Source organism: Christiangramia qingdaonensis, from assembly GCF_048381525.1.
Taxonomy (GTDB): Bacteria; Bacteroidota; Bacteroidia; order Flavobacteriales; family Flavobacteriaceae; genus Christiangramia.
Map to the genome: position 1 here is coordinate 310164 of NZ_JBLWIM010000015.1, position 23307 is coordinate 333470.

24 protein-coding genes are annotated in these 23307 nt (G+C 37.6%); 15 read left to right on the forward strand and 9 right to left on the reverse strand.

Going from position 1 to position 23307, the window contains the following annotated elements:
* Window positions 1-9: 9 nt before the first annotated feature.
* The gene (gene folE / locus ACNI3T_RS12780) at window positions 10-606 is read right to left on the reverse strand and encodes a GTP cyclohydrolase I FolE (protein WP_298247227.1); all 597 of its coding nucleotides are present in this window, start codon (window positions 604-606) and stop codon (window positions 10-12) included.
* Window positions 596-1159, reverse strand: coding sequence for a peptide-methionine (S)-S-oxide reductase MsrA (gene msrA, locus ACNI3T_RS12785; RefSeq protein ID WP_418228131.1), 564 nt, complete (start codon window positions 1157-1159; stop codon window positions 596-598). Before msrA ends, folE begins: the two co-directional genes overlap by 11 nt.
* A 147-nt stretch (window positions 1160-1306) precedes the next feature.
* Between msrA and ACNI3T_RS12790 the strand changes: the two genes are divergently transcribed.
* The 9 genes from ACNI3T_RS12790 to ACNI3T_RS12830 all read left to right on the forward strand — a co-directional run bounded on the left by ACNI3T_RS12790 (window position 1307) and on the right by ACNI3T_RS12830 (window position 11957).
* Window positions 1307-3742, forward strand: coding sequence for a DUF5916 domain-containing protein (locus tag ACNI3T_RS12790; protein ID WP_418228132.1), 2436 nt, complete (start codon window positions 1307-1309; stop codon window positions 3740-3742).
* A gap of 51 nt (window positions 3743-3793) precedes the next feature.
* Complete coding sequence (locus tag ACNI3T_RS12795; protein WP_322300336.1) at window positions 3794-4474, forward strand: ABC transporter ATP-binding protein; 681 nt, start codon at window positions 3794-3796, stop codon at window positions 4472-4474.
* The gene (locus tag ACNI3T_RS12800) at window positions 4471-5241 is read left to right on the forward strand and encodes a TIGR02757 family protein (RefSeq protein ID WP_418228133.1); all 771 of its coding nucleotides are present in this window, start codon (window positions 4471-4473) and stop codon (window positions 5239-5241) included. Before ACNI3T_RS12795 ends, ACNI3T_RS12800 begins: the two co-directional genes overlap by 4 nt.
* Before the next feature lie 56 nt (window positions 5242-5297).
* Window positions 5298-6515, forward strand: coding sequence for a GAF domain-containing sensor histidine kinase (locus ACNI3T_RS12805; protein WP_322300338.1), 1218 nt, complete (start codon window positions 5298-5300; stop codon window positions 6513-6515).
* A 61-nt stretch (window positions 6516-6576) separates the two neighbouring features.
* On the forward strand, window positions 6577-7779 hold the full coding sequence (locus ACNI3T_RS12810) for a GAF domain-containing sensor histidine kinase (protein ID WP_418228134.1): 1203 nt from the start codon (window positions 6577-6579) through the stop codon (window positions 7777-7779).
* A gap of 44 nt (window positions 7780-7823) precedes the next feature.
* Window positions 7824-9725 (forward strand): BatA domain-containing protein, encoded by a 1902-nt coding sequence (locus ACNI3T_RS12815; protein ID WP_418228135.1) that lies wholly within the window; start codon window positions 7824-7826, stop codon window positions 9723-9725.
* Window positions 9722-10975, forward strand: a complete 1254-nt coding sequence (locus ACNI3T_RS12820) for a dihydroorotase (protein WP_418228136.1) — start codon at window positions 9722-9724, stop codon at window positions 10973-10975. The genes ACNI3T_RS12815 and ACNI3T_RS12820 overlap by 4 nt, the downstream gene beginning before the upstream one ends.
* 2 nt (window positions 10976-10977) lie before the next feature.
* Entirely contained in the window at window positions 10978-11301 is a 324-nt protein-coding gene (locus ACNI3T_RS12825) for a magnetosome magnetite crystal formation protein family (RefSeq protein WP_141877857.1), read from the forward strand.
* Window positions 11301-11957 (forward strand): alpha/beta hydrolase, encoded by a 657-nt coding sequence (locus ACNI3T_RS12830; protein WP_418228137.1) that lies wholly within the window; start codon window positions 11301-11303, stop codon window positions 11955-11957. The genes ACNI3T_RS12825 and ACNI3T_RS12830 overlap by 1 nt, the downstream gene beginning before the upstream one ends.
* Here ACNI3T_RS12830 and ACNI3T_RS12835 read toward each other — a convergent pair.
* Both ACNI3T_RS12835 and ACNI3T_RS12840 read right to left on the reverse strand, forming a co-directional pair.
* Window positions 11954-12448, reverse strand: a complete 495-nt coding sequence (locus ACNI3T_RS12835; protein ID WP_418228138.1) for a hypothetical protein — start codon at window positions 12446-12448, stop codon at window positions 11954-11956. The genes ACNI3T_RS12830 and ACNI3T_RS12835 overlap by 4 nt on opposite strands.
* A 1-nt stretch (window position 12449) precedes the next feature.
* Window positions 12450-13211, reverse strand: coding sequence for an MBL fold metallo-hydrolase (locus tag ACNI3T_RS12840; protein WP_418228139.1), 762 nt, complete (start codon window positions 13209-13211; stop codon window positions 12450-12452).
* 104 nt (window positions 13212-13315) lie between these two features.
* Here ACNI3T_RS12840 and ACNI3T_RS12845 point away from each other — a divergent pair, with 104 nt between their 5' ends.
* Entirely contained in the window at window positions 13316-14776 is a 1461-nt protein-coding gene (locus ACNI3T_RS12845; RefSeq protein WP_322300346.1) for a TonB-dependent receptor, read from the forward strand.
* 81 nt (window positions 14777-14857) lie between these two features.
* Here ACNI3T_RS12845 and murA read toward each other — a convergent pair whose 3' ends face one another.
* The 3 genes from murA to ACNI3T_RS12860 all read right to left on the reverse strand — a co-directional run bounded on the left by murA (window position 14858) and on the right by ACNI3T_RS12860 (window position 17225).
* Window positions 14858-16171, reverse strand: a complete 1314-nt coding sequence (gene murA / locus ACNI3T_RS12850; protein WP_418228140.1) for a UDP-N-acetylglucosamine 1-carboxyvinyltransferase — start codon at window positions 16169-16171, stop codon at window positions 14858-14860.
* Window positions 16172-16182: 11 nt separating this feature from the next.
* The gene (locus ACNI3T_RS12855) at window positions 16183-16830 is read right to left on the reverse strand and encodes a DUF4290 domain-containing protein (protein ID WP_322300348.1); all 648 of its coding nucleotides are present in this window, start codon (window positions 16828-16830) and stop codon (window positions 16183-16185) included.
* A 101-nt stretch (window positions 16831-16931) separates the two neighbouring features.
* Window positions 16932-17225, reverse strand: a complete 294-nt coding sequence (locus tag ACNI3T_RS12860) for a DUF493 family protein (protein WP_417921115.1) — start codon at window positions 17223-17225, stop codon at window positions 16932-16934.
* A gap of 80 nt (window positions 17226-17305) precedes the next feature.
* Here ACNI3T_RS12860 and ACNI3T_RS12865 point away from each other — a divergent pair, with 80 nt between their 5' ends.
* From ACNI3T_RS12865 to ACNI3T_RS12885, 5 genes are all read left to right on the forward strand, one after another.
* Window positions 17306-17839 (forward strand): AAA family ATPase, encoded by a 534-nt coding sequence (locus ACNI3T_RS12865; RefSeq protein WP_418228141.1) that lies wholly within the window; start codon window positions 17306-17308, stop codon window positions 17837-17839.
* A gap of 5 nt (window positions 17840-17844) precedes the next feature.
* Window positions 17845-19749, forward strand: a complete 1905-nt coding sequence (locus ACNI3T_RS12870) for a RecQ family ATP-dependent DNA helicase (protein ID WP_418228142.1) — start codon at window positions 17845-17847, stop codon at window positions 19747-19749.
* The gene (gene fmt / locus ACNI3T_RS12875; RefSeq protein ID WP_418228143.1) at window positions 19742-20692 is read left to right on the forward strand and encodes a methionyl-tRNA formyltransferase; all 951 of its coding nucleotides are present in this window, start codon (window positions 19742-19744) and stop codon (window positions 20690-20692) included. The genes ACNI3T_RS12870 and fmt overlap by 8 nt, the downstream gene beginning before the upstream one ends.
* Window positions 20693-20877: 185 nt before the next feature.
* Window positions 20878-21150, forward strand: coding sequence for an HU family DNA-binding protein (locus tag ACNI3T_RS12880; RefSeq protein WP_006990442.1), 273 nt, complete (start codon window positions 20878-20880; stop codon window positions 21148-21150).
* Window positions 21151-21271: 121 nt separating this feature from the next.
* On the forward strand, window positions 21272-21832 hold the full coding sequence (locus ACNI3T_RS12885; RefSeq protein ID WP_141877868.1) for a YqgE/AlgH family protein: 561 nt from the start codon (window positions 21272-21274) through the stop codon (window positions 21830-21832).
* Here ACNI3T_RS12885 and ACNI3T_RS12890 read toward each other — a convergent pair whose 3' ends face one another.
* Window positions 21833-22678, reverse strand: coding sequence for an aminotransferase class IV (locus ACNI3T_RS12890; RefSeq protein ID WP_418228144.1), 846 nt, complete (start codon window positions 22676-22678; stop codon window positions 21833-21835).
* Between the two features lie 52 nt (window positions 22679-22730).
* A complete protein-coding gene (locus ACNI3T_RS12895; protein WP_141877870.1) occupies window positions 22731-23117 on the reverse strand; it encodes an START-like domain-containing protein in 387 nt (128 codons plus the stop codon).
* Window positions 23118-23307: the final 190 nt, after the last annotated feature.

Below are 23307 nucleotides of genomic sequence, written 5' to 3' on the forward strand. Positions count from 1 at the left end.
GTGCCAAATTTATTTAAGGTCTGAGCTTATAAGTTTCAGGAACTCATTCCTGGTTTCTATTTCTTTGAACTGTCCACGGAAACCCGAGGTTGTTGTAGCACTATTCTGCTTCTGTACTCCGCGCATCATCATACACATATGGACCGCTTCGATCACTACAGCTACTCCCTGTGGCTGCAATGTATTGTTCAAACATTCCAGAATATCATGAGTTAGTCTTTCCTGTACTTGTAGTCTTCGAGCAAAAACATCCACAACCCGAGGAAGTTTACTTAATCCCACGATCTTTCCGTTAGGAATGTATGCTATATGGGCTTTGCCGAAGAATGGCAGCATATGATGCTCGCAAAGAGAATAAAGCTCTATATCCTTTACCACAACCATTTCGTCATAATCTTCAGAGAACATCGCTTTCTTCAGGATTTTTTCCGCATCCATTTCATACCCCTGTGTCAAGAATTGCATTGCTTTGGCGGCTCTTTCAGGAGTCTTTACAATTCCCTCGCGTTCCGGGTTTTCCCCTACCCCCACTATGATATCCTGGAAGCTCTGTTTCATTTTACCAGTAACCTCCTGGTTATATTCTTCAAAAAATTTATATGCCATGATCATTAGTTTGCTTCAGCTTATCTGAAAAGTATTTTTTTAGCTTTGTTATTTTCGGGTCGATTATAAATTGACAATATGGTTGTTGCCTGTGCTGATTGTAGAAGTCCTGATGTTCCTGTTCTGCAACGTAGAAAGCGGAAGCTTCAGTAACTTCGGTAACGATAGGATCGTCAAACGCATTCTCTTCTTCAATGATCTCTATTGTTTTTTTAGCAACCTTCTCCTGCTCTTCATCGTGAAAAAATATCGCACTTCTATATTGAGTTCCAACATCATTCTGTTGTCTATTAAGCGTAGTAGGATCATGAGTTGCAAAAAACACCATTAATAATTCGTTGTATGTAATCTTACCTGGATCGTACGTAATTTGTATTGCTTCAGCATGACCGGTGCGACCTGTAATGATCTCTCTATATGCGGGATTCTTGATCGCACCACCTGTAAAACCTGACACCACTTTTTCTACACCATCTAATCTCTGAAAAACAGCCTCTGTACACCAGAAACATCCCCCGGCAAGAGTCGCTTTCTTCAAATTATCTTCTTTCATAACCTGCAATATAATTTTTGTTTATCAAATTTAATGTCTAATTAAACAAAAAATACCTCGTTTAACGGGAATTTAATGAAAAACTTTGCCGATAAAGATTAAGCATATACTTTTACATAAATAACAATATTGAACATTCATCAATAAATGTCGAAAAAATACTGGCTGCTTTTCATTATTATCATCAATTGCAGCATTTTATCCTCACAAAATTCAGAAAACAGAAAGAATTACAAAGCAACTCGTATACAGGAAGCTCCTAAAATCGATGGATTGGCTTCGGAAGATGTATGGAAAAAAGCTTCTATAGCTAAAAACTTTGTAATGGTAGAACCTGGAGATGGTACTCCTATTCCGGAATCTCACGCTACCGAAGTTAAGATTCTGTATGATGACCTTGCCATCTACATTGCTGCAACCATGATGGAAAGTGATCCCGATAAAACGATCAGGCAATTTACTCAGCGAGATAATCTTCAGCAATCTGAATATTTTTTGATGGACATCAATACTTACGATGACGGTGAAAACCAGACCCGGTTTATCGTAACTTCCGCCGGAACACAAGCAGATGCCCGCATCACTGGATCTCAGGAAGATTATGGTTACAATGTGGTATGGGAGTCGGCAGTTTCACAGGATGAAAATGGTTGGTATCTGGAGATGAAGATCCCCTATTCTGCATTGAGATTTCCGGAAACTGAAAAACAACGATGGGGCTTACAATTTTCTCGCGAGATCACGCATAGAAATGAGACCTATGTCTGGAACTATATAAATAAGTCGGTAGGACAAATGGCACAATATACAGGCTTGCTTACTGGTATTAATAACATTGATCCACCTGTTCGCCTGAGTTTATACCCTTATATACAATCTGCTTTTGATTCTTTTGACGGTAATGACGATTTTAGTTTCAACGCCGGGATGGATCTTAAATATGGAATCAATGACTCTTTTACATTAGACCTGACCTTAGTGCCAGACTTTGGCCAAACTGCTTATGATGAAGTAGAATTGAATCTAGGGCCTTTTGAACAGATCTTTGGTGAAAACCGTGCTTTCTTTACTGAAGGAACCGAGCTATTTAACAAAGGCAACTTATTTTATTCAAGAAGAGTTGGGAGTACTCCCATTGGTTTTAACGCTGCTCAAACCAACAGACTTGATAGTGAGGAAATTCTTGAAAATCCCAGTAGAACAGATCTTATTAATGCCCTGAAGGTTTCCGGAAGAACAGACCGCGGTTTAGGTATTGGAGTTTTTAATGCCATTACCAGCGAAGCAAAAGCAGTTTATCGTGACACTGTAACTGGCAAAACAAGATCCACGATCACTGAGCCTCTTGCAAATTATAATATTGTAGTTCTGGATCAAAGGTTTAATAAAAACTCTTCTATAACGCTGATTAATACGAATGTAACACGTGACGGTAACTTTAGAGATGGAAATGTAACTGGCTTTCTATTTGATGTATATAATAAAGCCAACAGTTTTAATGTTGAAGGGCAGGCGAAGATGAGTAATGTCAACCTTCCTGGCCAGAATCTTACTGGTTTTGCCTCCTATTTCGCAGCACGTCGTACGAAAGGAAATTTCAGGTATAGAGTTGCTCATGAGTTCGCGAACGAGACTTTCGACATTAACGACCTTGGCATCAACTTTACGAACAATTATAATAATATCTTCTGGGGAACTTCCTACCAGATCTTTGAACCACAGGGTAATTTTAATAATTTTCAAATTAGTCTATACGGCCAGCACCGTAGAAGATATAAACCAGACAAAACGATCAATACTGGGATGGGCGTAGATTTCTTCGCTATGACTCGCGAACGGTTTGCTTTTGGAGGATCTTTGGATTTCAATTCAAAGTTTAGAGATTATTTTGAAACCAGGGCTGTAGACACTTATATAACCTACAAACCTTTTGCAAGTTCAAGGTTCTTTATTTCTTCAGATTATCGCAAGAAGTTTGCGCTGGACTCAAGGATCTATGTGGAAGAATATTTTGATACAGATTATGCCTATTATGGTTTAAGCATTGAACCTAGATTCAGGTTTAGTGACAGGTTTAATATGGTCTATGAGTTTGATTACGGATTACAAAAAGAGCGACCTAGTTTCGTTAACAAAGTAAATGACAATATCATCTTCGGAATAAGAGATCAGAAAACCGTGGAAAATTCAATTAGAGCTAATTATAACTTTAATACAAAACAGGGATTAAGTTTGAGCGCAAGACAATTCTGGTCCACGGCTAGTTTTGGTGACAACTCATATCTTAATTTGATTGAAGATGGTGAACTCGAGGCTACAAATTATGACACCAGTACCTTTAGAGATCCAGACGCTAATTTCAACATCTGGAATCTGGATTTAAGCTACCGCTGGCAATTTGCTCCCGGTAGTGAAGCCGTATTACTGTATAGAAATTCGATCTTTAACGAAGATAAGTTGAGTGAACTCAATTATTCAGATAGCCTGGATAATTTATTTTCAAAGCCTGCAAGGCATAATTTAAGTCTTAGAGTCGTTTATTTTATAGATTACAATAACCTCCGAAACATATTCCGCAGTTAGCTTGGGGAATGCTTGCAATTTGGCTAATTTCGGAATGTCTATTTCGCATTCATGATAATCGCAAAGAACATACATAAATATTACGGGGATCTGCACGTATTGAAGTCGGTAGACCTGCATATCAAGAAGAAAGAAATCGTTTCGATCGTTGGAGCTTCAGGTGCGGGAAAAACGACTTTATTGCAAATTCTGGGTACTCTGGACAAACCAGGAAAGGATAAAAACTCAGAACTGCTCATCAACGGAACTGATATCTACGGACTCAAGTCCAGAGAACTTTCTAAATTTCGAAACAAGCATATAGGATTTATCTTTCAGTTTCACCAGTTGCTTCCAGAGTTTACAGCATTGGAAAATATCTGTATTCCGGCGTTTATCCATAAAACTCCGAAAAAGGAAGCTGAAGCTCGCGCTATGGAATTACTTCAATTTCTTGGTCTAAAAAACAGGGCTTCTCATAAGCCTGGAGAACTTAGTGGTGGAGAACAACAGAGAATAGCGGTAGCCAGAAGTCTTATTAATAATCCTGCCGTGATCTTTGCAGATGAACCTTCAGGAAACCTGGATTCTGAATCGGCTGAGAACCTTCACCAATTATTTTTCAGACTCAGGGATGAATTTGATCAAACTTTTGTGATCGTTACGCATAATGAGGAACTGGCAAACATGGCCGACAGAAAACTTACGATGGTAGACGGGAAGATTGCTCCTGAAATAAAAACCAGTATTTGAAGAAAGCAGATTTAAAGGAATTTCTTGATTTCAAAACCGCTCAGTATAACACAACTGCATTTATTGCTGAAGATCCGGTTAGCATTCCGCATCTATTTCAGAAGAAGGAAGATATTGAGATTTCGGGTTTCCTGGCAGCGACTATCGCCTGGGGAAACCGCAAAAGCATTTTGAAAAATGCCAACCAGATGATGGCTTTAATGGATCATTCTCCGCATGATTTTATTTTGAATCATTCAGATAAAGACCTTGATAGATTTGAAGGTTTTGTTCATCGTACTTTTAATGCGTATGATCTAAAGTATTTTTTAAAAGCTCTTAGGAATATTTATCTTCATCACGGCGGACTTGAGGATATTTTTGTTAAATATCAGACTGAAACCCATCTTCAGAATGCAATTCATGAATTAAAAAAGATCTTTTTTGAACTAGCTCACCAGGTAAGAACAGAAAAACATGTGAGTGATCCACTCAAAAATTCAGCAGCAAAAAGGATCAATATGTATTTACGCTGGATGATCAGGAAAGATAATCATGGAGTGGATTTTGGAATATGGGAAACGATTTCTGCCGCTAAACTAAGCTGTCCTTTAGACGTTCATTCTGGTAACATTGCAAGGAAACTCGGAATTTTGCACAGGAAAGCGAACGATGCTAAGGCAGTAAAAGAGCTCGATTGGGAATTGAGAAAAATGGATCCTTTAGATCCCGTTAAATATGATTTTGCACTCTTTGGTTTGGGTGTTTACGAAAAAGATCAGTTTTAGTATTTTTAACATCAGTATTTTTATCTTTATTTGAACTCTAAAAAAAGGTTGCTTATATGATAACTCCGGAAAAGCCCGTTAATGAACTTCAAAGACTTGAGTCTCTACGAGAACTTAATATTATGGATACTCTTCCGGAAGAGGCATATGATAATATTACCAGGCTGGCTAGTTATATTTGTAAAACTCCCATCGCGGTAGTAAATATGATCGATGCCGACCGCAATTTTTTTAAATCCAGTTATGGAACAGATCTGAAAGGCTCAGCACGAGATGTTTCATTCTGTGGTCATACAATTACAGATCCTGAAAATCTATTGGAAGTTCCCGATGCGACGAAAGATAATCGCTTTTTTGATAATCCCTTCGTTACTGCAGATACGCCTATTAATTACTACGCAGGTATCTCTCTACTGGATACTAAGGGTTACCCTATGGGGACGCTTTGTGTTTATGATTCCAAAGAACATCATTTGGATGAAGAACAAAAAATGGCATTAAAATCACTTGGAAAGCAGGTCGAACTTTTGCTAGAGACACGTAGAGCCAATAGTGTATTGGAAAAGATGAAAGAAGAGCTTGATGAAAGCTATAAAGTGTTGCAACAATTTGCGAGTACTGTATCCCATGATCTTAAGATGCCTCTTGCGAACATGATCATTACTGCAGATGTTCTAAAAGCCAAATATGCTGTAAAATTAGGCGAAGAAGGAGCAAAATATATATCATATCTAAAAGATTCCGGGCTTACTCTAAGTGAATACATTAATGGTTTGCTAGACCATTATTCCAATGAACACCAAGGTGACAGTAGTATAAAAGAATTCTTTTTGAACGATATGCTGGAAGACATCATAGATCTTCTCCAAATCGCAGACAACTGTGAGATCAATCTACCCGATAATAATTTATTAATAGATGGAAATGCCTCAGCTATAGGGCAGATTTTTATGAATTTAATTAATAATAGTCTTAAGTACAATGATCGCGAAAAAATAGTGATAGACATTGATTGTACTGAAAATGAGCACTTCTTCAATTTCAAAATCAGTGATAATGGGATAGGTATCGCCCAGGAACAGCAGTCTAAGATCTTTGATCTTTTTACTACGGTTGCGAAACAGGATCGTAGAGGTAAAAAAGGTCATGGAATTGGACTTTCCACAGTTAAAAAGTTGGTAAACAGTCTTGGAGGTACTATTACGCTTAATTCTGAAGAAAATAGAGGTACTGTATTCGAGTTCAGTGTATTAAGACATAATATCCCGGTTTAAGTTTTTATTCTGAAAAAGTTATTTAAATTTAAATAACTTTAAATCAAGAATATAAGGGGTAATGCAGAAAAATTCAGGCACTTTTAATGAGAAATTAAGGCGGGCCGCGTTAAAGGAATATCAAATTGTGAACACTGGACCAGACGAAGATTATGACAATCTTACTTTCCTGGCTACAGTCGCCTGCGAGGTATCCGTCGCTAAAATTAATATTGTCGATCGGGATCGTATCTGGAACAAATCAGTTCATGGCGCTGAAATAACTGAAATCGATCGAGAAAATTCTTTTTGTGATCTTACGATCAAAAGTAAAACTCCTATTCTCTGTCTCAAACGCTCTGAAGATCCCGAAATTTTTGAGTCCGCTACAGGGATGTATGCTACTGAGTATAGTTTTTACGCTGGTGTCCCATTATATAATCCCGATGGTCACGCCATAGCGGTATTCTGTATTTTTGATACTTTCGAAAAAGAGCTTAGTTCCATGCAGGAAAAAGCTTTGCTAGCCTTGTCAAAACAGGCTTTAAAGTTATTTGAATCCAGAAAGCAGAAACAGAAACTTTTTACTGTTCAGAACAAACTGGAAGAAAAATATAAGGAATTAGAAAAATTCGCGAGTCTTGTTTCTCACGATCTAAAGTCTCCCCTTGCAAATATCATTTCCCTAAGTGAATTACTTAAAGACGAGAATAAGGAGAAATTTGATGAAGAGACGAACCAATACCTGCAGTTTCTGGTCGAAGCCTCGTATTCTCTACGGAATTATATTGATGGTATTTTAAGTTTTTATCGCAGTGACCATGTCATTAAAAAAGAAGCTTCAAATATAAACTTAGGCAAGCTCTTAAAGCCTATCGTAGATCTTTATACGGTTTCCAACAATATTGAGATCAGCTATCCTGAAGATATTGAGTTGACTGCGGTGAACAAAGCAGCACTCACTCAGGTGTTTATGAATTTGATCAGTAATGCACTTAAATATAATGATAAGGATATAAGAAAAGTCAGGATCGAATTTACTGCGGAAGAAGAATTTTACTACTTTGAAGTTATAGACAATGGAAAGGGAATTCCTGCGGAAAGATTTGATAAGATCTTTGAGTTATTTGCAACACTGGATACCGCCGACCGTGATGGTAATGTAGGTAGTGGAATTGGGCTCGCCACCGTAAAAAAACTGGTTGAATCCATGCATGGGAAAGTAAGTATTTCTTCTACTGAAGGTGAGGGAAGTAATTTTAAATTTAGCGTTCCCAGGCACTAAAACTTCTGAGTGTTTAGCTATATTTGAGAAACAGCCTCGTTTCTATGCAATTTGAACATCCGGAATTACTGTATGCTTTGTTTTTGCTTATAATTCCTATTCTGGTTCATCTTTTTAAACTACGCAGATTTCAGAAAGAAGACTTCACCAACGTAAAATTTTTGAAACGTGTCGTGCAGCAAACACGCAAAAACTCTCAACTCAAGAAGTTTTTGGTTCTTTTCTCAAGATTGTCTCTGCTAGGTTTTCTAATACTTGCGTTTGCCAAACCCTATTTTCCCGCAAAATCTGAAACTTCAACTAAAGATTTGATCATTTATCTGGACAATTCTTACAGTTTGCAATTAAAGAAACAAGGTGACGAACTCCTGGAAATAGCCAGAAACGAACTTCTTGAAAATATCGATGCCACATATGAATATAGCCTGATCACCAATGATGCCGTACATTATCAAAAGTCTGGTGATGAATTAAGAGAGGTACTTCAGCAAATTAAATATTCCTCCAGACAACTGGATCTAAAAAGTGTTCTGCTGAAATCCCAGCAGCTGCGTAAAATTGATTCTTCAAATCTGGTTCTTATTTCTGATTTCCAGGAAAGTTTTCTAGGTCAAACTGAATTAGATATTTCTGATTATAATATTTCAAGCATAAAACTAACCCCTGAAAGTACCCAGAATTTACAGATCGATTCTCTTTATTTACTAAATTCAAATGCAGGAATTCTTGAGTTCGAAGTTCTATTATCTGGAAGTTCACTAAAGGAGGGAAGAATTATTTCCATGTATGATGGTGATCAACTTTTGAGCAGGAAAACAATTGATGCCAACAACACCGATGCAAAAACCATATTTTCAATACCATCACAAAGCATATCTAACGGAAGAGTTGTTATAGATGATGAGGGGCTGGAATATGATGATATCGTCTACTTCAGTATTTCTGAACAAACCCCAATCAATGTTCTGGCTATTTCTGAAGGTGATTCAAATTTTCTACAAAGATTATATACAAAACCTGAATTTAATCTAAAAATAAGCCAACCGAATGGAGTTGAATACAACGATATTCAGCAAGCCAGTTTGATCATTTTAAATGAAGTGAGTAGGTTAAGTGATGCAAACCTTAATAATATACGACAGCGTTCAATCAAAGGGTCCAGCGTTCTATTTATTCCAAATTCAAAAAACAGAAATGAGTTAATTCGGTTTTCAGAAAAATTTCAATTGGGATTTAAACCTGAATGGATCGAGGGCGATAAACTCATTACTACTATTAATTTTGACCATCCGCTGTTAGAAAATGTATTCCAGAAGAGGATTCAAAATTTCGAGTATCCCCGTGTTGCGGGCTATTTCAGTAACATCTCCGGTAACAGCATCCTGGATTTCCAGAGTAATGATCCTTTTCTCCTATCCAATTCCAATACCTATATTTTTACGGCACCGTTAAATGAGCAAATATCAAATTTTCAGAATTCGCCACTAATCGTACCTGTTTTATATCAGATAGGACTGCAGAGCCTCCCTCCTGCTCAACTTTATTATCAGACTTCAAAAGTTGAAGAAAAATCTATACCGGCAAGAATCGAAGAGGATCATGTGCTTCATCTCACCCGGGATAAACTGGATTTTATACCACAACAGCAGAGATTTGCAGACCGGGTTTCCATCAAAGTTGGTACAGAAGAATTGAATGCCGGAAATTATAGGATTGAGAGCCGGGATAAGACATTCGCAAACTTGAGTTTCAACGCACCAAGAAACGAAAGTGAGCTCGAATACTTAGATCCAGAGATATTTTCATTCCAGAATCATGAATCTATAGCAGAATATTTTTCCGAAGTAAAAGCAGGAAACGAAAGCAGCTCGCTTTGGAAATGGTTTATTATTTTTGCGCTCATATTTCTGGCAATAGAAATGCTATTATTAAAACTTCTGAAATGAAATTACTTCTAAAAGCGGTTACAATTATTGATGAGTCTTCGCCTCTAAACGGGCAAACGACCGACATTTATATCGAGAATGGAGTAATTACTGAAATTGAGAAGGAAATACTAAAGGAGGATGTAAAACAAGTAGAGATCGAAGGTTTGCATGTATCCAGAGGATGGTTTGATAGTAGTGTTTGCTTTGGAGAACCCGGTTATGAAGAAAGGGAAACCATAGAAAACGGACTTGAAGTTGCTGGAAGCTCAGGGTTCACAGGCGTTGCTCTAAATCCTTATACCAATCCTGTACTTGACCATAGCGGTTCCATATCTGCGGTAAAATCTAAAAGTTCGGGACATCCAGTAAATCTTTATCCTATTGGTGCACTTACCATTAAAAGTGAAGGTGTAGATCTGGCTGAATTGCTGGATATGCAACAGGCCGGTGCGATTAGCTTTGGAGATTATAAATCACCCTTAAAAAATCCCAATCTTCTTAGAATCGCCTTGCAGTATGCACAAAATTTTGACGCTTTAATACAAAGTTATCCGCAGGAAAATCGAATTGCGACCAATGGGATGGTTAATGAGCATGTGAATAGTACTGCCCTGGGCCTTAAAGGAATCCCCAATCTAGCTGAAGAACTGCAAATCACTCGCGATCTTTACATTCTCGAATATACCGGTGGAAAACTACATATTCCTACAATTTCAACGGCAAAGTCGGTTACACTTATAAGAGAAGCCAAGAAGAAAGGCCTTGATATATCCTGCAGCGTGGCGATTCATAATCTGCTTCTTACAGACAAAATGCTGGCAAGCTTCGATGCTAATGCAAAGGTTTTACCTCCATTACGCACCCAGCTAGATAATGAGGCACTGATACATGGATTAAAGGACGGCACTATAGATATGGTTACTACAGACCACAATCCAATAGATGTGGAAAATAAAAAAGTAGAATTTGATAATGCATTGTATGGAAGTATTGGTCTTGAATCGGCCTTTGGTGCCTTGCAAACAATATTTACTACTGAAGAAACCATTAAGTTTCTAACTTCGGGATTAGAACGTTTTAAGCTGGAAACAACGAAACTCGAAGAAGGTAGCCCTGCCAATCTTAGCTTATTCCTGCCAGATGTAAATTATACTTTTGGAAAGAACGATATTCTATCTACTTCTAAGAACAGCATCTTTCTGGATAGCCAATTAAAGGGAAAAGCTGTTGGAGTAGTTAACAATGCCGGATTAATTTTAAGATCATAATTATGAATACCGAAGGTAACGCAAAGACCAGTGCCATTATCTCTTATATCACCATTGTAGGAACCATCATTGCCTATTTCATGAATATGGAAGAGAAGAATGAATTTGCTAGTTTTCATATAAGGCAGGCATTTGGAATCAATATCACCTTTTACCTCATTGGAGCTTTAATGGGGTTGTTTGACCAGGTGTTTATCATAGGAGCCTTCTACCTTTTTTTCATAGTGCTATGGGGCTATGGAATTATTACAGCAATACAGGGTCAAACCAAGGAAGTGCCTATTCTTGGTGCCTTATTTCAGAAATTTTTAAGTACAGTTAAGTAATGCAAGAAAATTTTGTTCTAGATCATATTATAAGAAAACCTAAAGTAAGCGTTGAAAATGCGCCTGCACTTATTCTTCTACATGGCTACGGAAGCGATGAAAACGATCTGTTTTCTTTCGCTGATGAAATGTCAGAAGAATTGTTTATCATTTCAGCTAAAGCGCCTTACCCAATGCAACCATATGGTAATGCTTGGTATGCTATTCATTTTGATAATGAAAACGGAAAGTTTAGTGATGATATACAGGCTATTAAGTCAAGAGATATGATCGCTACTTTTATTGATCAGGTGATCGAAAACTATCCAGTAGATGCGTCGAAGATCAATTTATTAGGTTTTAGCCAGGGAAGTATTCTAAGTTATGCTGTGGCATTGACGTATCCGGAAAAAGTCGATAATGTAATTGCACTTAGCGGTTATATTAATAAAGAAATATTTGGGCAGGATTACCTTAAGAATGATCTTAGTCAGCTATCTTTTTACTGCTCACATGGATCTGAAGATCAGGTGATTCCGGTAGACTGGGCTCGCAGAACAAAACCATTCTTGGAAAATCTTGGCGTAGATTTTACTTATTCTGAATTTCCAGTCGGCCATGGGGTTGCTCCTCAGAATTTCTTTGAACTAAAGGAATGGCTTAAGAAAAAACTCTAATATTTAGGATAAAGGAATGACTTCTCAGTATTGAAAACCGGAGTACCGTCCTCCTGAATAGTGTAGGTTAGGAAGACTTCACCCCAGTAAGATCCATCGGTAAAGTCGGCAATGATCCATTTGTGGTTAAGCACTTTTATCTTGTTGATCCTCATAGAACCTTCCATACCGGCATGTGGAACCAGAGGATTATCATTTGAAGCACTATTCTGCGAAATGATCGCATCCTCGATTCTCGTAATAAGGCCTTCGGTCTCTACTCCATTATTCTGAAAGTAAGTGATCGCATCTTCATTATCCTCCAGATTGAAGTAATCTTCTGAAGTTGCTACAGACAATTGATCCTGATTGAGTTCTACTTCAGAAAGCTTATCCTCGAGCTGCTCGATCTTTTCCTGTTTTGAATCCAGAATTCTTTTATCATTTACATAGATGAATATGCAGAATAATAAAGCGAAAATGAATAGATACATTAGAATTTTGCTGCGCATGCTAAATTTCAATTTTTAAGTTATCATATGCAAGATGGACATTCTCAGGTAGCTCCTCCTCTACTTCTGCGTGAAATCCAAGCATATGACTAATATGTGTAAAATATGTTCTTTCCGGCTTCACCATTTTTACAAATTCAAGCGCTTCTTCCAGATTAAAATGTGAATGATGTGGTTCTCTTCTTAAAGCGCTTACTACCAGAACTTTTAAATTTTTCAGTTTCGCGATCTCTTCTTCGGTAATTGTCTTTATATCTGTGAGATAGGCAAAGTCACCCATTCTGTATCCAAAGACCTGTAATTTATTGTGCTTAAAATCTACAGGCAGAACATTCAAGCCCTCGAATTGAAACTCCTCATTACGCACTACGTTTTCAATAACTGCGGGAGCTCCGGGATATCGATCTTCCGAAGTAAAAATATAATCGAACTTTCTTCGTAGGGAATCTAAAACTCTTTGATGAGCGAAAATAGGAATATCTCCCTGCCGAAAGAAGTATGGTCTTATATCATCCAGACCGGCAGTATGGTCATTGTGTTCATGTGTATAAAAAATAGCATCCAGTTTTTTTACATTATTGGCGAGCATCTGCTGTCTGAAATCCGGCCCGCAGTCAATCAATATATTCTTTCCTTTCCAGTTTACAAGTACAGAGACCCGAAGCCTCTTATCACGAGGATCATCGCTGTAGCAAACCGGGTGATCTACACCAATTATAGGTATGCCTTGTGATGTTCCAGTACCTAAGAATGTAACTTCCAAATGCTGTTATTTTTGACACAAAAGTAAATATATTTTTTTGTATGCCTACCGCTTTTAGTACTTTTGAAGTACGCAATTAACAATGCTTACCTAAACAATAAAATATGCCAATTACCATAATGGGCGATAAGGAATTTGAAAATGTTCCTTCTATTAATAGTAAGGCCCTGCGTATCAATCTTAACGAAAATATCTACGGAACTTTTTCTGAAATTGGTGCCGGGCAGGAAACAGTGCGAAACTTCTTTCGAGCTGGAGGTGCATCTGGAACCATCGCAAAGGCAATGAGTGCCTACGATAAGGATTTTAGTGACGCAATTTACGGAGTTGAAGATGACAGGCGGTATGTTACTGAAGCAAGGCTGAAGAAAATGTTATCTCACGAAACCCATCTTATCGAAGAGCGTATTTCTCGTGAAAAGCATCCAAACAAATTATTCTTTACTTACGCCAATACTGTAGCTACCATAGATTTCGCGAAGAAATACAAAGGTCATGGTTGGGTAGGAATTAGATATCAGGTAGATCCTAAAGAAGAATATAATGAAATCCTATTACACGTAAGATTTCATGAAAATGATGCCCGCCACCAGCAAAACACTTTAGGAATACTAGGTGTTAACCTTATTTACGGCGCTTATTACAAGTACGACAATCCTAAAAAATTACTACGTTATCTATATGATCATATAGACAAGGATCAAATCGAGATCGACACGATCAATTTCTCAGGTCCTCGTTTCGAGAATGTTGATAACAGGCTAATGAGCTTACAGCTAGTTAAGAATGGAATGACCGATGCAGTAATGTTCGGTCCTGACGGTAACAATGTTCTTCCAGCAAAAATACTTTATAAAAAGAATATCCTGGCCCTTCGTGGTAGCTTTAGACCTGTTACTAAAGTAAATATGGATATGTATGAGAGATCAAAAGAATTGTTTTTTAACGAGAGTAAAGTTTCTGAAGAAAATACTGAGATCATCTTCGAGATCACGCTGTCCAACTTAAGGGCTGAAGGTGAAATAGACGAACGTGACTTTATGGACAGAGCTGAGCTCTTATGTTCTCTAGGCCAAACAGTTATGATTTCTAACTTCCAGGAATACTTTAAGGTAGTCGAATACTTCTCCAGATACTCCAAACAACGTATGGGTCTTACTATGGGTGTTCAGAATCTGGTTGATGTATTTGATGAAAAATACTATAGACATCTTAGCGGAGGTATTCTTGAGGCCTTCGGAAAATTATTCTTTAAAGATCTGAAGGTTTATTTATATCCACTGAAAGATGAAGAAACTGGTGAGCTTACTACCAGCGAAAATCTAAAAGTACACCCAAGAATGAAAGAATTATTTAAGTTCTTTAAATACAATGGACGTGTTGAGGATATTAAGAATTACAATCCAGAAACGCTGAATGTTTATTCCCGGGAAGTTCTGAAAATGATCAGCGAAGGAAAAAGTGGCTGGGAAGATATGCTGCCTGAAAAAACTACAAAAATGATCAAGGAGCAGAACCTGTTTCATTATAAGGAGCATAAAGAACAGGCGAAGTCAGAAGTCTAAACTTGATAATATATAAAACATAAAAAAAGCTGTTCTAACGAACAGCTTTTTTTTATGCTTTGCTTTCCGAAGAAAAAACCCTTAGGCGATTCTGGTGATCTTCGCTCCAATCGCTTTTAATCTTTCTTCAATATTTTCGTAACCTCTGTCAATTTGCTCGATATTATGTATCGTTGAAGTTCCTTTTGCTGAAAGTGCAGCAATCAATAAGGAGATTCCAGCTCTAATATCTGGAGAGGTCATAGTAGTAGCTTTTAACTGAGATTGAAAGTCATGGCCAATTACTGTAGCTCTATGTGGATCACAAAGTATGATCTTGGCTCCCATGTCTATAAGTTTATCTACAAAGAACAACCTGCTTTCAAACATCTTCTGATGTATCAAAACACTCCCCCTTGCTTGAGTAGCAATTACAAGTATAATACTTAAAAGATCTGGTGTAAATCCTGGCCATGGAGCATCACTGATATTCATGATCGATCCATCGATAAAGCTTTGCACCTCATAACCTTCAGAATGTGCAGGTATAAAAATATCGTCACCTTTTCTTTCAACAGTAATCCCCAGTTTCCTGAAAGTAGTAGGGATGATACCCAACATATCCCAGTTTACATTCTTTATTGTGATCTCACTTTTGGTCATAGCGGCAAGGCCAATCCATGATCCAATTTCGATCATATCTGGAAGAATTGTATGATCACAACCTCCTAGCTTCTCTACACCTTCTATAATAAGCATGTTAGAACCAATTCCACTAATGTTGGCACCCATGCGGTTCATCATTAGGCATAACTGCTGCAAATACGGTTCGCAGGCTGCATTATAAATAGTCGTTTTTCCTTTAGCTAGTACTGCAGCCATCACTATGTTGGCAGTTCCGGTTACTGAAGCTTCTTCAAGTAACATATAACTTCCAGTTAGACCTTCTGGAGCTTCAACTCCGTAAAAACGTTCTTCTTTGTTATATCTGAAATCTGCACCAAGTTTCATAAAACCTTCGAAGTGAGTATCTAGCCTGCGTCGACCAATTTTGTCACCACCCGGCTTCGGAATAAACCCTTTCCCAAATCTTCCAAGCATAGGTCCAACGATCATGATAGAACCCCGAAGTCCTCCTCCATCGATCTTAAACTGTTCACTATTAAGATAATCCATGTCCAGATCATCGCTCTGAAAGGAGTAACTTCCTTTACCCAGCTTTTCGATCTTAACGCCTAGATTTTTTAGTAAGTTGATAAGCTTGTTAACGTCCAGGATATCTGGAATATTATTGATAACCACTTTCTCATCGGTTAGCAATACTGCACATAAAATTTGCAGCGCTTCGTTTTTCGCTCCCTGAGGTTGTATTTCCCCGCTCAAACGATGACCGCCTTCTATTTGAAATGTTCCCATTAAAGAAAATATTAGTGGCGTTTACGACCAGGCTTGCGGCCGCCGGAATGCTTTTTGTTTTTTGAGTATTTCTTCTTGTTCGATCCGCTTCCACGAATAAGCTCTGAAGCCTGGGTTAGATCCTCATCTGCATTTTTTAGATTGATCTTTCCACCACTCAATTCTTTTAAATGATTAATGATGACTTCATCGTCTACAGAATCACGATTCCAGTTCAGGTAAGATTTTTTCATATGATTGGCGATAGTCATCACCAGGGCATCTTTAAAATCACCTTCTTCCTTATCCTTTGCCGCATCGATCATGCGCTTGATATTGTTTCCGTAGAACCTGTACTTAGGATTATTCTCAGGATAGTCAAGCATTTCAGGACGCTCTGTAAGCATTTCCCTCGTCGGCTTTGGAAAAGGAGACTCAACATCTAGCTTAAAATCACTTATTATAAATAACTGATCCCATAATTTATGCTGAAAATCTGGCACATCACGAAGATGCGGATTCATATTACCCATTACAGCAATAATTGAATTAGCAACTTTGTTACGTTCTTTATCATCTTCGATTTCTACAGCATGTTCGACCATTTTCTGCAAATGTCTGCCATATTCAGGAATGATCAGTTTACTCCTTTCAGAGTTATATTCTAAAGCGTTTGTCAAAATTGAGATTTAATTAGGTAATTTAATAGAAGTTTTCTCCTGCGTGCAAAATACTAAATATTCAGTAAGAATGACAAGAAAATAGCGCAATTGTGCGATCATTAAAGAGAAATAACCCCTTCAACTTTATCAGCGACCTCCTTATATTTAGCAATCACATGATCAGGATCTTTCATCCTAACGTTAATAGAAACACTGGTATACGTACCTTTCTTAGATTGTTTGGTATTGATCACAGCTCCCATATTATCAAATATATCTTCAACCTGTGTTACCTTCTCCCCTTTTGTGGGAACAATAAATTTGTAAAGATATTCTGCAGGCCACATTGCCGTATCCTGAAGCTGTTTTTTAAGTTTTGCGTAAAATTCCTCCGGATTTGTCGAATCACTCATAGTTTTCTCCTTCTTTTATGACAAAGATACAAGGAAAGACAACATTTTTATAATCAAATTCATTTACCGAAATTTGCCGGGTGAAAACTATGAAAATTGTTATTACCGGTGGACCCGGTACTGGAAAGTCTTCCATCATACACGAACTGGAAGCTAAAGGAGAAAACTGTATCCATGAGATCTCCAGGCAGGTAACCCTTGAAGCACAAAGAGATGGTATCGATCAGCTCTTTCTGGAGCAGCCCTTACTATTCAGTGAAAAATTACTTGAAGGGAGATTAAATCAGTTTAAGGAAGCTTCTAATTCCTCAGCGAATCGCATCTTTCTAGATCGTGGATTGCCCGATGTTGTTGCCTATATGGATTATTTTGACACTGTTTATCCTGAGATATTCAGTGCGACCTGTGAGGAGCATGCCTATGATAAAGTTTTTATCTTACCACCATGGAAGGATATCTACAAAAGCGATAATGAGCGTTACGAAACCTATGAAGAAGCTGTACGAATTTCAGAACATTTGTATGACACTTACAGGCGCTTTGGCTATAGTCCTATTGAAATTCCTAAAGCAAGTGTGGCAGAAAGAACTAAATTTATACTGAACCAACTATAAATCTTTTGCAAACGGAAGCTTTAAAAATTCTAGAAAAATATTGGGGCTTCCAGAAATTCCGGCCTTCACAGCTGGAAGTGATCGAGGCTATCCTCGCTGGTCAGGATACGCTGACCTTATTTCCTACCGGCGGTGGGAAGTCTATCTGCTTCCAGGTACCAGCGATGATAAAAGAAGGAATTTGCGTGGTGGTATCACCACTAATTTCTTTAATGGAAGATCAGGTACAGGCTCTTCAAAAAAGGAATATCAAAGCGATGGCCATCACCGGCGGAATCAGCTATGCCGATCTGGATAGAAATCTTGACAATTGCATCTTCGGAAATTTTAAATTTCTATACCTCTCTCCGGAAAGGCTTCAGCAGGATATAGTCAAGGAACGACTGAAACAAATGAACGTAAACCTGATCGCTGTAGATGAAGCGCATTGTATTTCTCAATGGGGACATGATTTCAGGCCAGCATACCGTAATATTTCAGAAGTTAGGGAAATTATACCAGAAGTACCTGTTGCAGCATTTACGGCTACGGCAACGAAAATGGTAGTGGAAGATATCTGCGAACAGCTCCAGTTAAAGAACAGGGCGGTATTTAAGAAATCATTTGAAAGAAGTAACCTGTATTACGAGGTTGTCAAAACTGAAGATAAATACTTTCGATTAACGAGGCTGCTGGGAAATGATTCTGCCATTGTTTATGTAAGAAGCCGGAATGCCACGAGGGAGATCACCGACTTTCTAAACAAAAATGGAATTACAGCCGCTGCGTATCACGGCGGAACGAAAAAGGAGGATAAAACCACAAAGTTTAGATCCTGGATGAACAACGATACCAGTGTAATGGTTGCAACGACTGCCTTCGGGATGGGTATAGACAAACCAGATGTTCGCACCGTTGTGCATATTGATCTACCTGAAAGTTTAGAAAGCTATTTCCAGGAAGCAGGAAGAGCCGGTAGAGATGGAGAGATTTCTAAAGCCGTTATACTGACGAATGCTGGCGACATTCCAGTACTAAAGAATCAGTTTATAAACAATCTCGCGTCTGTTGAAGATGTCAAATTTATCTATAGAAAACTGAACGCTTATTTCAGCATAGCATATGGAGAAGGTGAAAATCAGGTATATGATTTTAATTTTGCCAGCTTCTGCAATCAATATCATTTAATTTCAGGTAAGACTTATAACGCCTTACAATTATTAGATCGTTGCAGTGTCCTTAGACTGTCTCAACAGTTTCAGAAGAAAACTGAAATAATGATAAAATTGAGCGGGGATCAACTGGAAATTTATCTTGATGACAATCCAAAATATGCACACCTCTTAAGAACCCTGTTAAGAAACTATGGTGGTGTATTTGATAATCTGGTGAACTTTAATATGTCATCTGTAGCCGAGAAAGCAGATCTTCAGGAAAATGAATGTTTGAGCCTTTTTGAAGACTTACAGCAACAGGAAATTATAGAGTTCTCGATTGCCAAACATGATGCTTCCATTACCTTTCTGGTTCCCAGGGAAGACGAATCCACTATAAATCCTGTTTCTGGATTTATTACTAAATACAATAAAACAAAAAGAGAAAAGATATCGGCTGTGCTCGATTTCGTTCAGAATGATCAGGTTTGCAAACAGATACAGTTGCTGAAATATTTTGGAGAAACTAAGCCTGAGAAATGTGGCCGTTGCTCTGTTTGCAATGCTGAAACTGATATTTTAAGTCGAGATGAAATGAATGAAATATTTCTGGCGCTGCAAAAACTATTAAAATCAAGGGCATTGGACACTAAAGAAATATCTTCTCTATTAAACTATAAAGAATCCTCTGTTCTGAAGGTAATTCGATTACTGGTGGAGCGAGGCATTCTAGAAAAAACGATAACTAACAAGTACAAAATAACAATAAATGACTGATCTCAGAATAGTATTTATGGGCACTCCGGAATTTGCAGTGAAAAGCCTTGAAGCAATTCTTGAAGCCGGCTATAATGTTGTAGGAGTGATTACTGCTCCAGATAGACCAGCTGGTAGAGGAAGAAAGTTAAGAGAAAGTGCCGTAAAGACTTTTGCGGTTTCTAAAGGACTTAATGTTCTTCAACCTACTAATCTAAAATCTGAAGAATTTCAACAAGAGTTGAAGCAAATCGATCCTAATGTGCAGGTAGTCGTAGCATTTAGAATGCTGCCTGAATCTGTATGGAACTACCCTGAGTTTGGCACTTTCAATTTACATGCGAGCTTACTGCCTCAGTATCGCGGAGCTGCTCCAATTAACTGGGCGATAATGAATGGTGAAAAAGAAACTGGAATATCCACTTTCTTTCTGGATGAAAAAATTGACACCGGCGCCATGATCATGCAAGAATCTGTTGTTATAGGTGAACATGAAAACCTGGAGACCATACACGATAGATTGATGAACAAAGGGTCAGGACTGGTTGTAAAGACACTAAAGGCAATCTCTGAAGGAACGACTAAGCCAATTGCCCAGAAAGATTCCGGAACGCTTAGAGAAGCTCCAAAATTGAATCGCGAGAATACCAAGATCAATTGGGATAAACCTTTAAATGAAATATACAATCATATACGCGGACTCAATCCCTACCCTTCTGCCTGGTGTTATTTAGATAATGGTGATGCGCAGGAACAGACTGTAAAAATTTACGATGTGATTAGCCATAATGAAGAACATGATCACTTCTACGGAAAGGTTCTTATAAAAGAAAAGCAATTGTTGGTTGCGGCAAAGGGTGGATTCATTGAAATTAAACAGATTCAATTACCGGGAAAACGTAAAATGGAAACTCATTCACTTTTGAATGGCTTCAAATTTTCAGAAAAAGCAAAAATGCGCTAAACCCTTATTAATGCTGATTTGGTTGGATTTTAATAAAAAACAATTATCTTTATTAACAAATCAACCGAGTTATCAACAAATATGGGCTTTTCCCTTGTCATTACTTGCGTGGACGGGAAATCCGTATAAATTTGTAAACCAGTTTAACAGAATGTTTAACCAACAATTAATTTAAAATTCAAATTATGAACAAAACAGATTTAATCGACGCAATGGCTGAGAATGCTGGAATTTCTAAGGCAGCAGCTAAAAAAGCATTGGAATCTTTTCTAGAAAACGTTGAAAAATCTCTTAAAAAAGGAGATAGAGTATCATTAGTAGGATTTGGATCTTGGTCTGTATCTAAAAGAGCTGCTCGTGAAGGAAGAAACCCACAAACCGGAAAAACTATCAAGATCGCTGCTAAAAACGTAGTGAAATTTAAAGCCGGAGCTGATTTACAAAAAGCTGTGAACTAATAATTTGCATTGTAAATATCATAAGCCTTCCCCAGGGAAGGCTTTTTTTTATCTAAAAATTTTAGATATGTATTGCATTTTTAACAGAAAAAATATAGTTTAGTTCTAAAGACTGCTACAAATGATTGCGTTGAAACCAACCAAAGGCCATCTTCTCGTTGCAGAACCATCCATAATTGGAGATGTCTCTTTTAATCGCTCGGTGGTTCTACTTGCCGACCATTCCGAAAACGGATCGGTAGGATTCATCCTGAACAAGATTCTTGATTTCACACTTAAAGATCTTATCCCTGAAATCAAAGGGAACTTTGATGTCTATAATGGCGGTCCTGTAGAACAGGACAACCTGTATTTTATTCATAAGATCCCCGATCTTATACCTGATAGTATTGAGATCGCTCATGGAATATATTGGGGTGGTAATTTCGAAGCTGTGATGGAACTTATCTCTAAAGATCTAATTTCAGATAAGCAAATAAAGTTCTTTTTAGGATATTCTGGATGGGATGCTCAGCAGCTGGATGACGAGTTAAATTCTCATTCATGGGTGGTCACTGCAAATGAGGACAACAAGGACCTACTTGAAAAGCCCTACTCTTCTTTCTGGAAAGATAAAATGCTGGAATTAGGTGGAGAATATATGTTATGGTCCAACTCACCAGAGAACCCTTCTTACAACTAATTAGCCTAACCTCGCTTTTACATTTAACTTACTAAGCAGGTTTTTAGCTACAACTGAGTCGTAGTGTTTTTTACGATATTTCGACACTGGCTGAATACCAACCGCAATATTAGTAATAAAGAGCTCATCAGCTTTTTGCAATTCGAAAGGCGAAATTGAAGCTTCTTCTAATTCGTAATCTTCAGTTTTCTTGATGATCTCAAGTAATTGTTTTCGAATAATTCCGTTTAAAACACCATCTGTAAGTGGAGGCGTTTTGATTTTGGAACCTGAAACTAGAAATAAATTACCATTCAGAGCTTCCACTACGCTCTTTTTCTCATTCAGAAGCAAACAGTTGTGATAATCATTCTCTTTAGCATAGATGCTTCCTAAAACATTTACCGCACGGTTATTCAACTTGATCGTTGATAAAAGTCCGCTACCCACATAATGATCTTTAAATAATTCGATCTCGTAATCTTCTGTATTTAAAAGATAGAACGAGTTCTCCATCTCTATTACCGTCATCACGTAAGCGATCTCCCTGGTTGCAGGCGTATAAAAACCACCTTCTTCGCGGTAAACAGCAAACCGTACTCTTGCAGCTTTTTCTAAAAGATCATTTTCAGCAACGATGCTCAGAATTTCTTTCTCCAGGAATTCTGGTGAGAAACTGGATGGGATCTCCATTCTCATAATTCGCATAGAAGCCATCAACCTGAAATAATGATCTTCCCAGAACATTATTTTTCCATTAATAACTCTAATAGTTTCGAAAACTGAATCTCCGTAAGCAAACCCCCTGTTGAGAACTGAAAGATTAGCTTCTGAATCCTGAACTATATTACCATTTAAATTGATCATAAAAAAAACCCCGTTTAAAACGGGGCAAAGGTACTATTATCTTGAGACTTTTCTAGGCCGAACCTAATATCTGTTTTAGATCTGAAACCATATTTTCCCATAACATTTTTCCTTCATCGATCTCGTCCTCTTCAGCAAAATCTGTGATCATCAGGGAAACATCTTTAGTAATATCATCCACTTGTATTCTTAATTCAAAAAAATATGGAGAATCTTCATCTTCAACCCACTTGAACTTAATGCGTTCATCGCTTTTCTTACTCATTAGTTTGGCTTTCTCCTCACTACCTTCCCAAATAAAAGTAAAAAATTCCCCACGGGAATTTACGTTATCTGCATACCACTCACTTAAACCTGAGGGAGTTGAAATATATTGATACAATAGCGAAGGAGAAGCTTGAATTGGAAACTCCATTTCGTATTTTGTCTTTTCTTCCATTCTAATTTAGTTAGTTTCGGGCAATATAGATATTAATTAGAAGGATTGAAAGAAATCAAAATAAATATTTTAGAAAATAAAGTTTGTGACAATACAAATTGTTTTTATATTTGCACCCGCATTAAGGAAATCATGCGAAGCCAGAAATAGCAGGGCTTCTGAAAGGTTCCTCTAAATGCAAAATTGATAA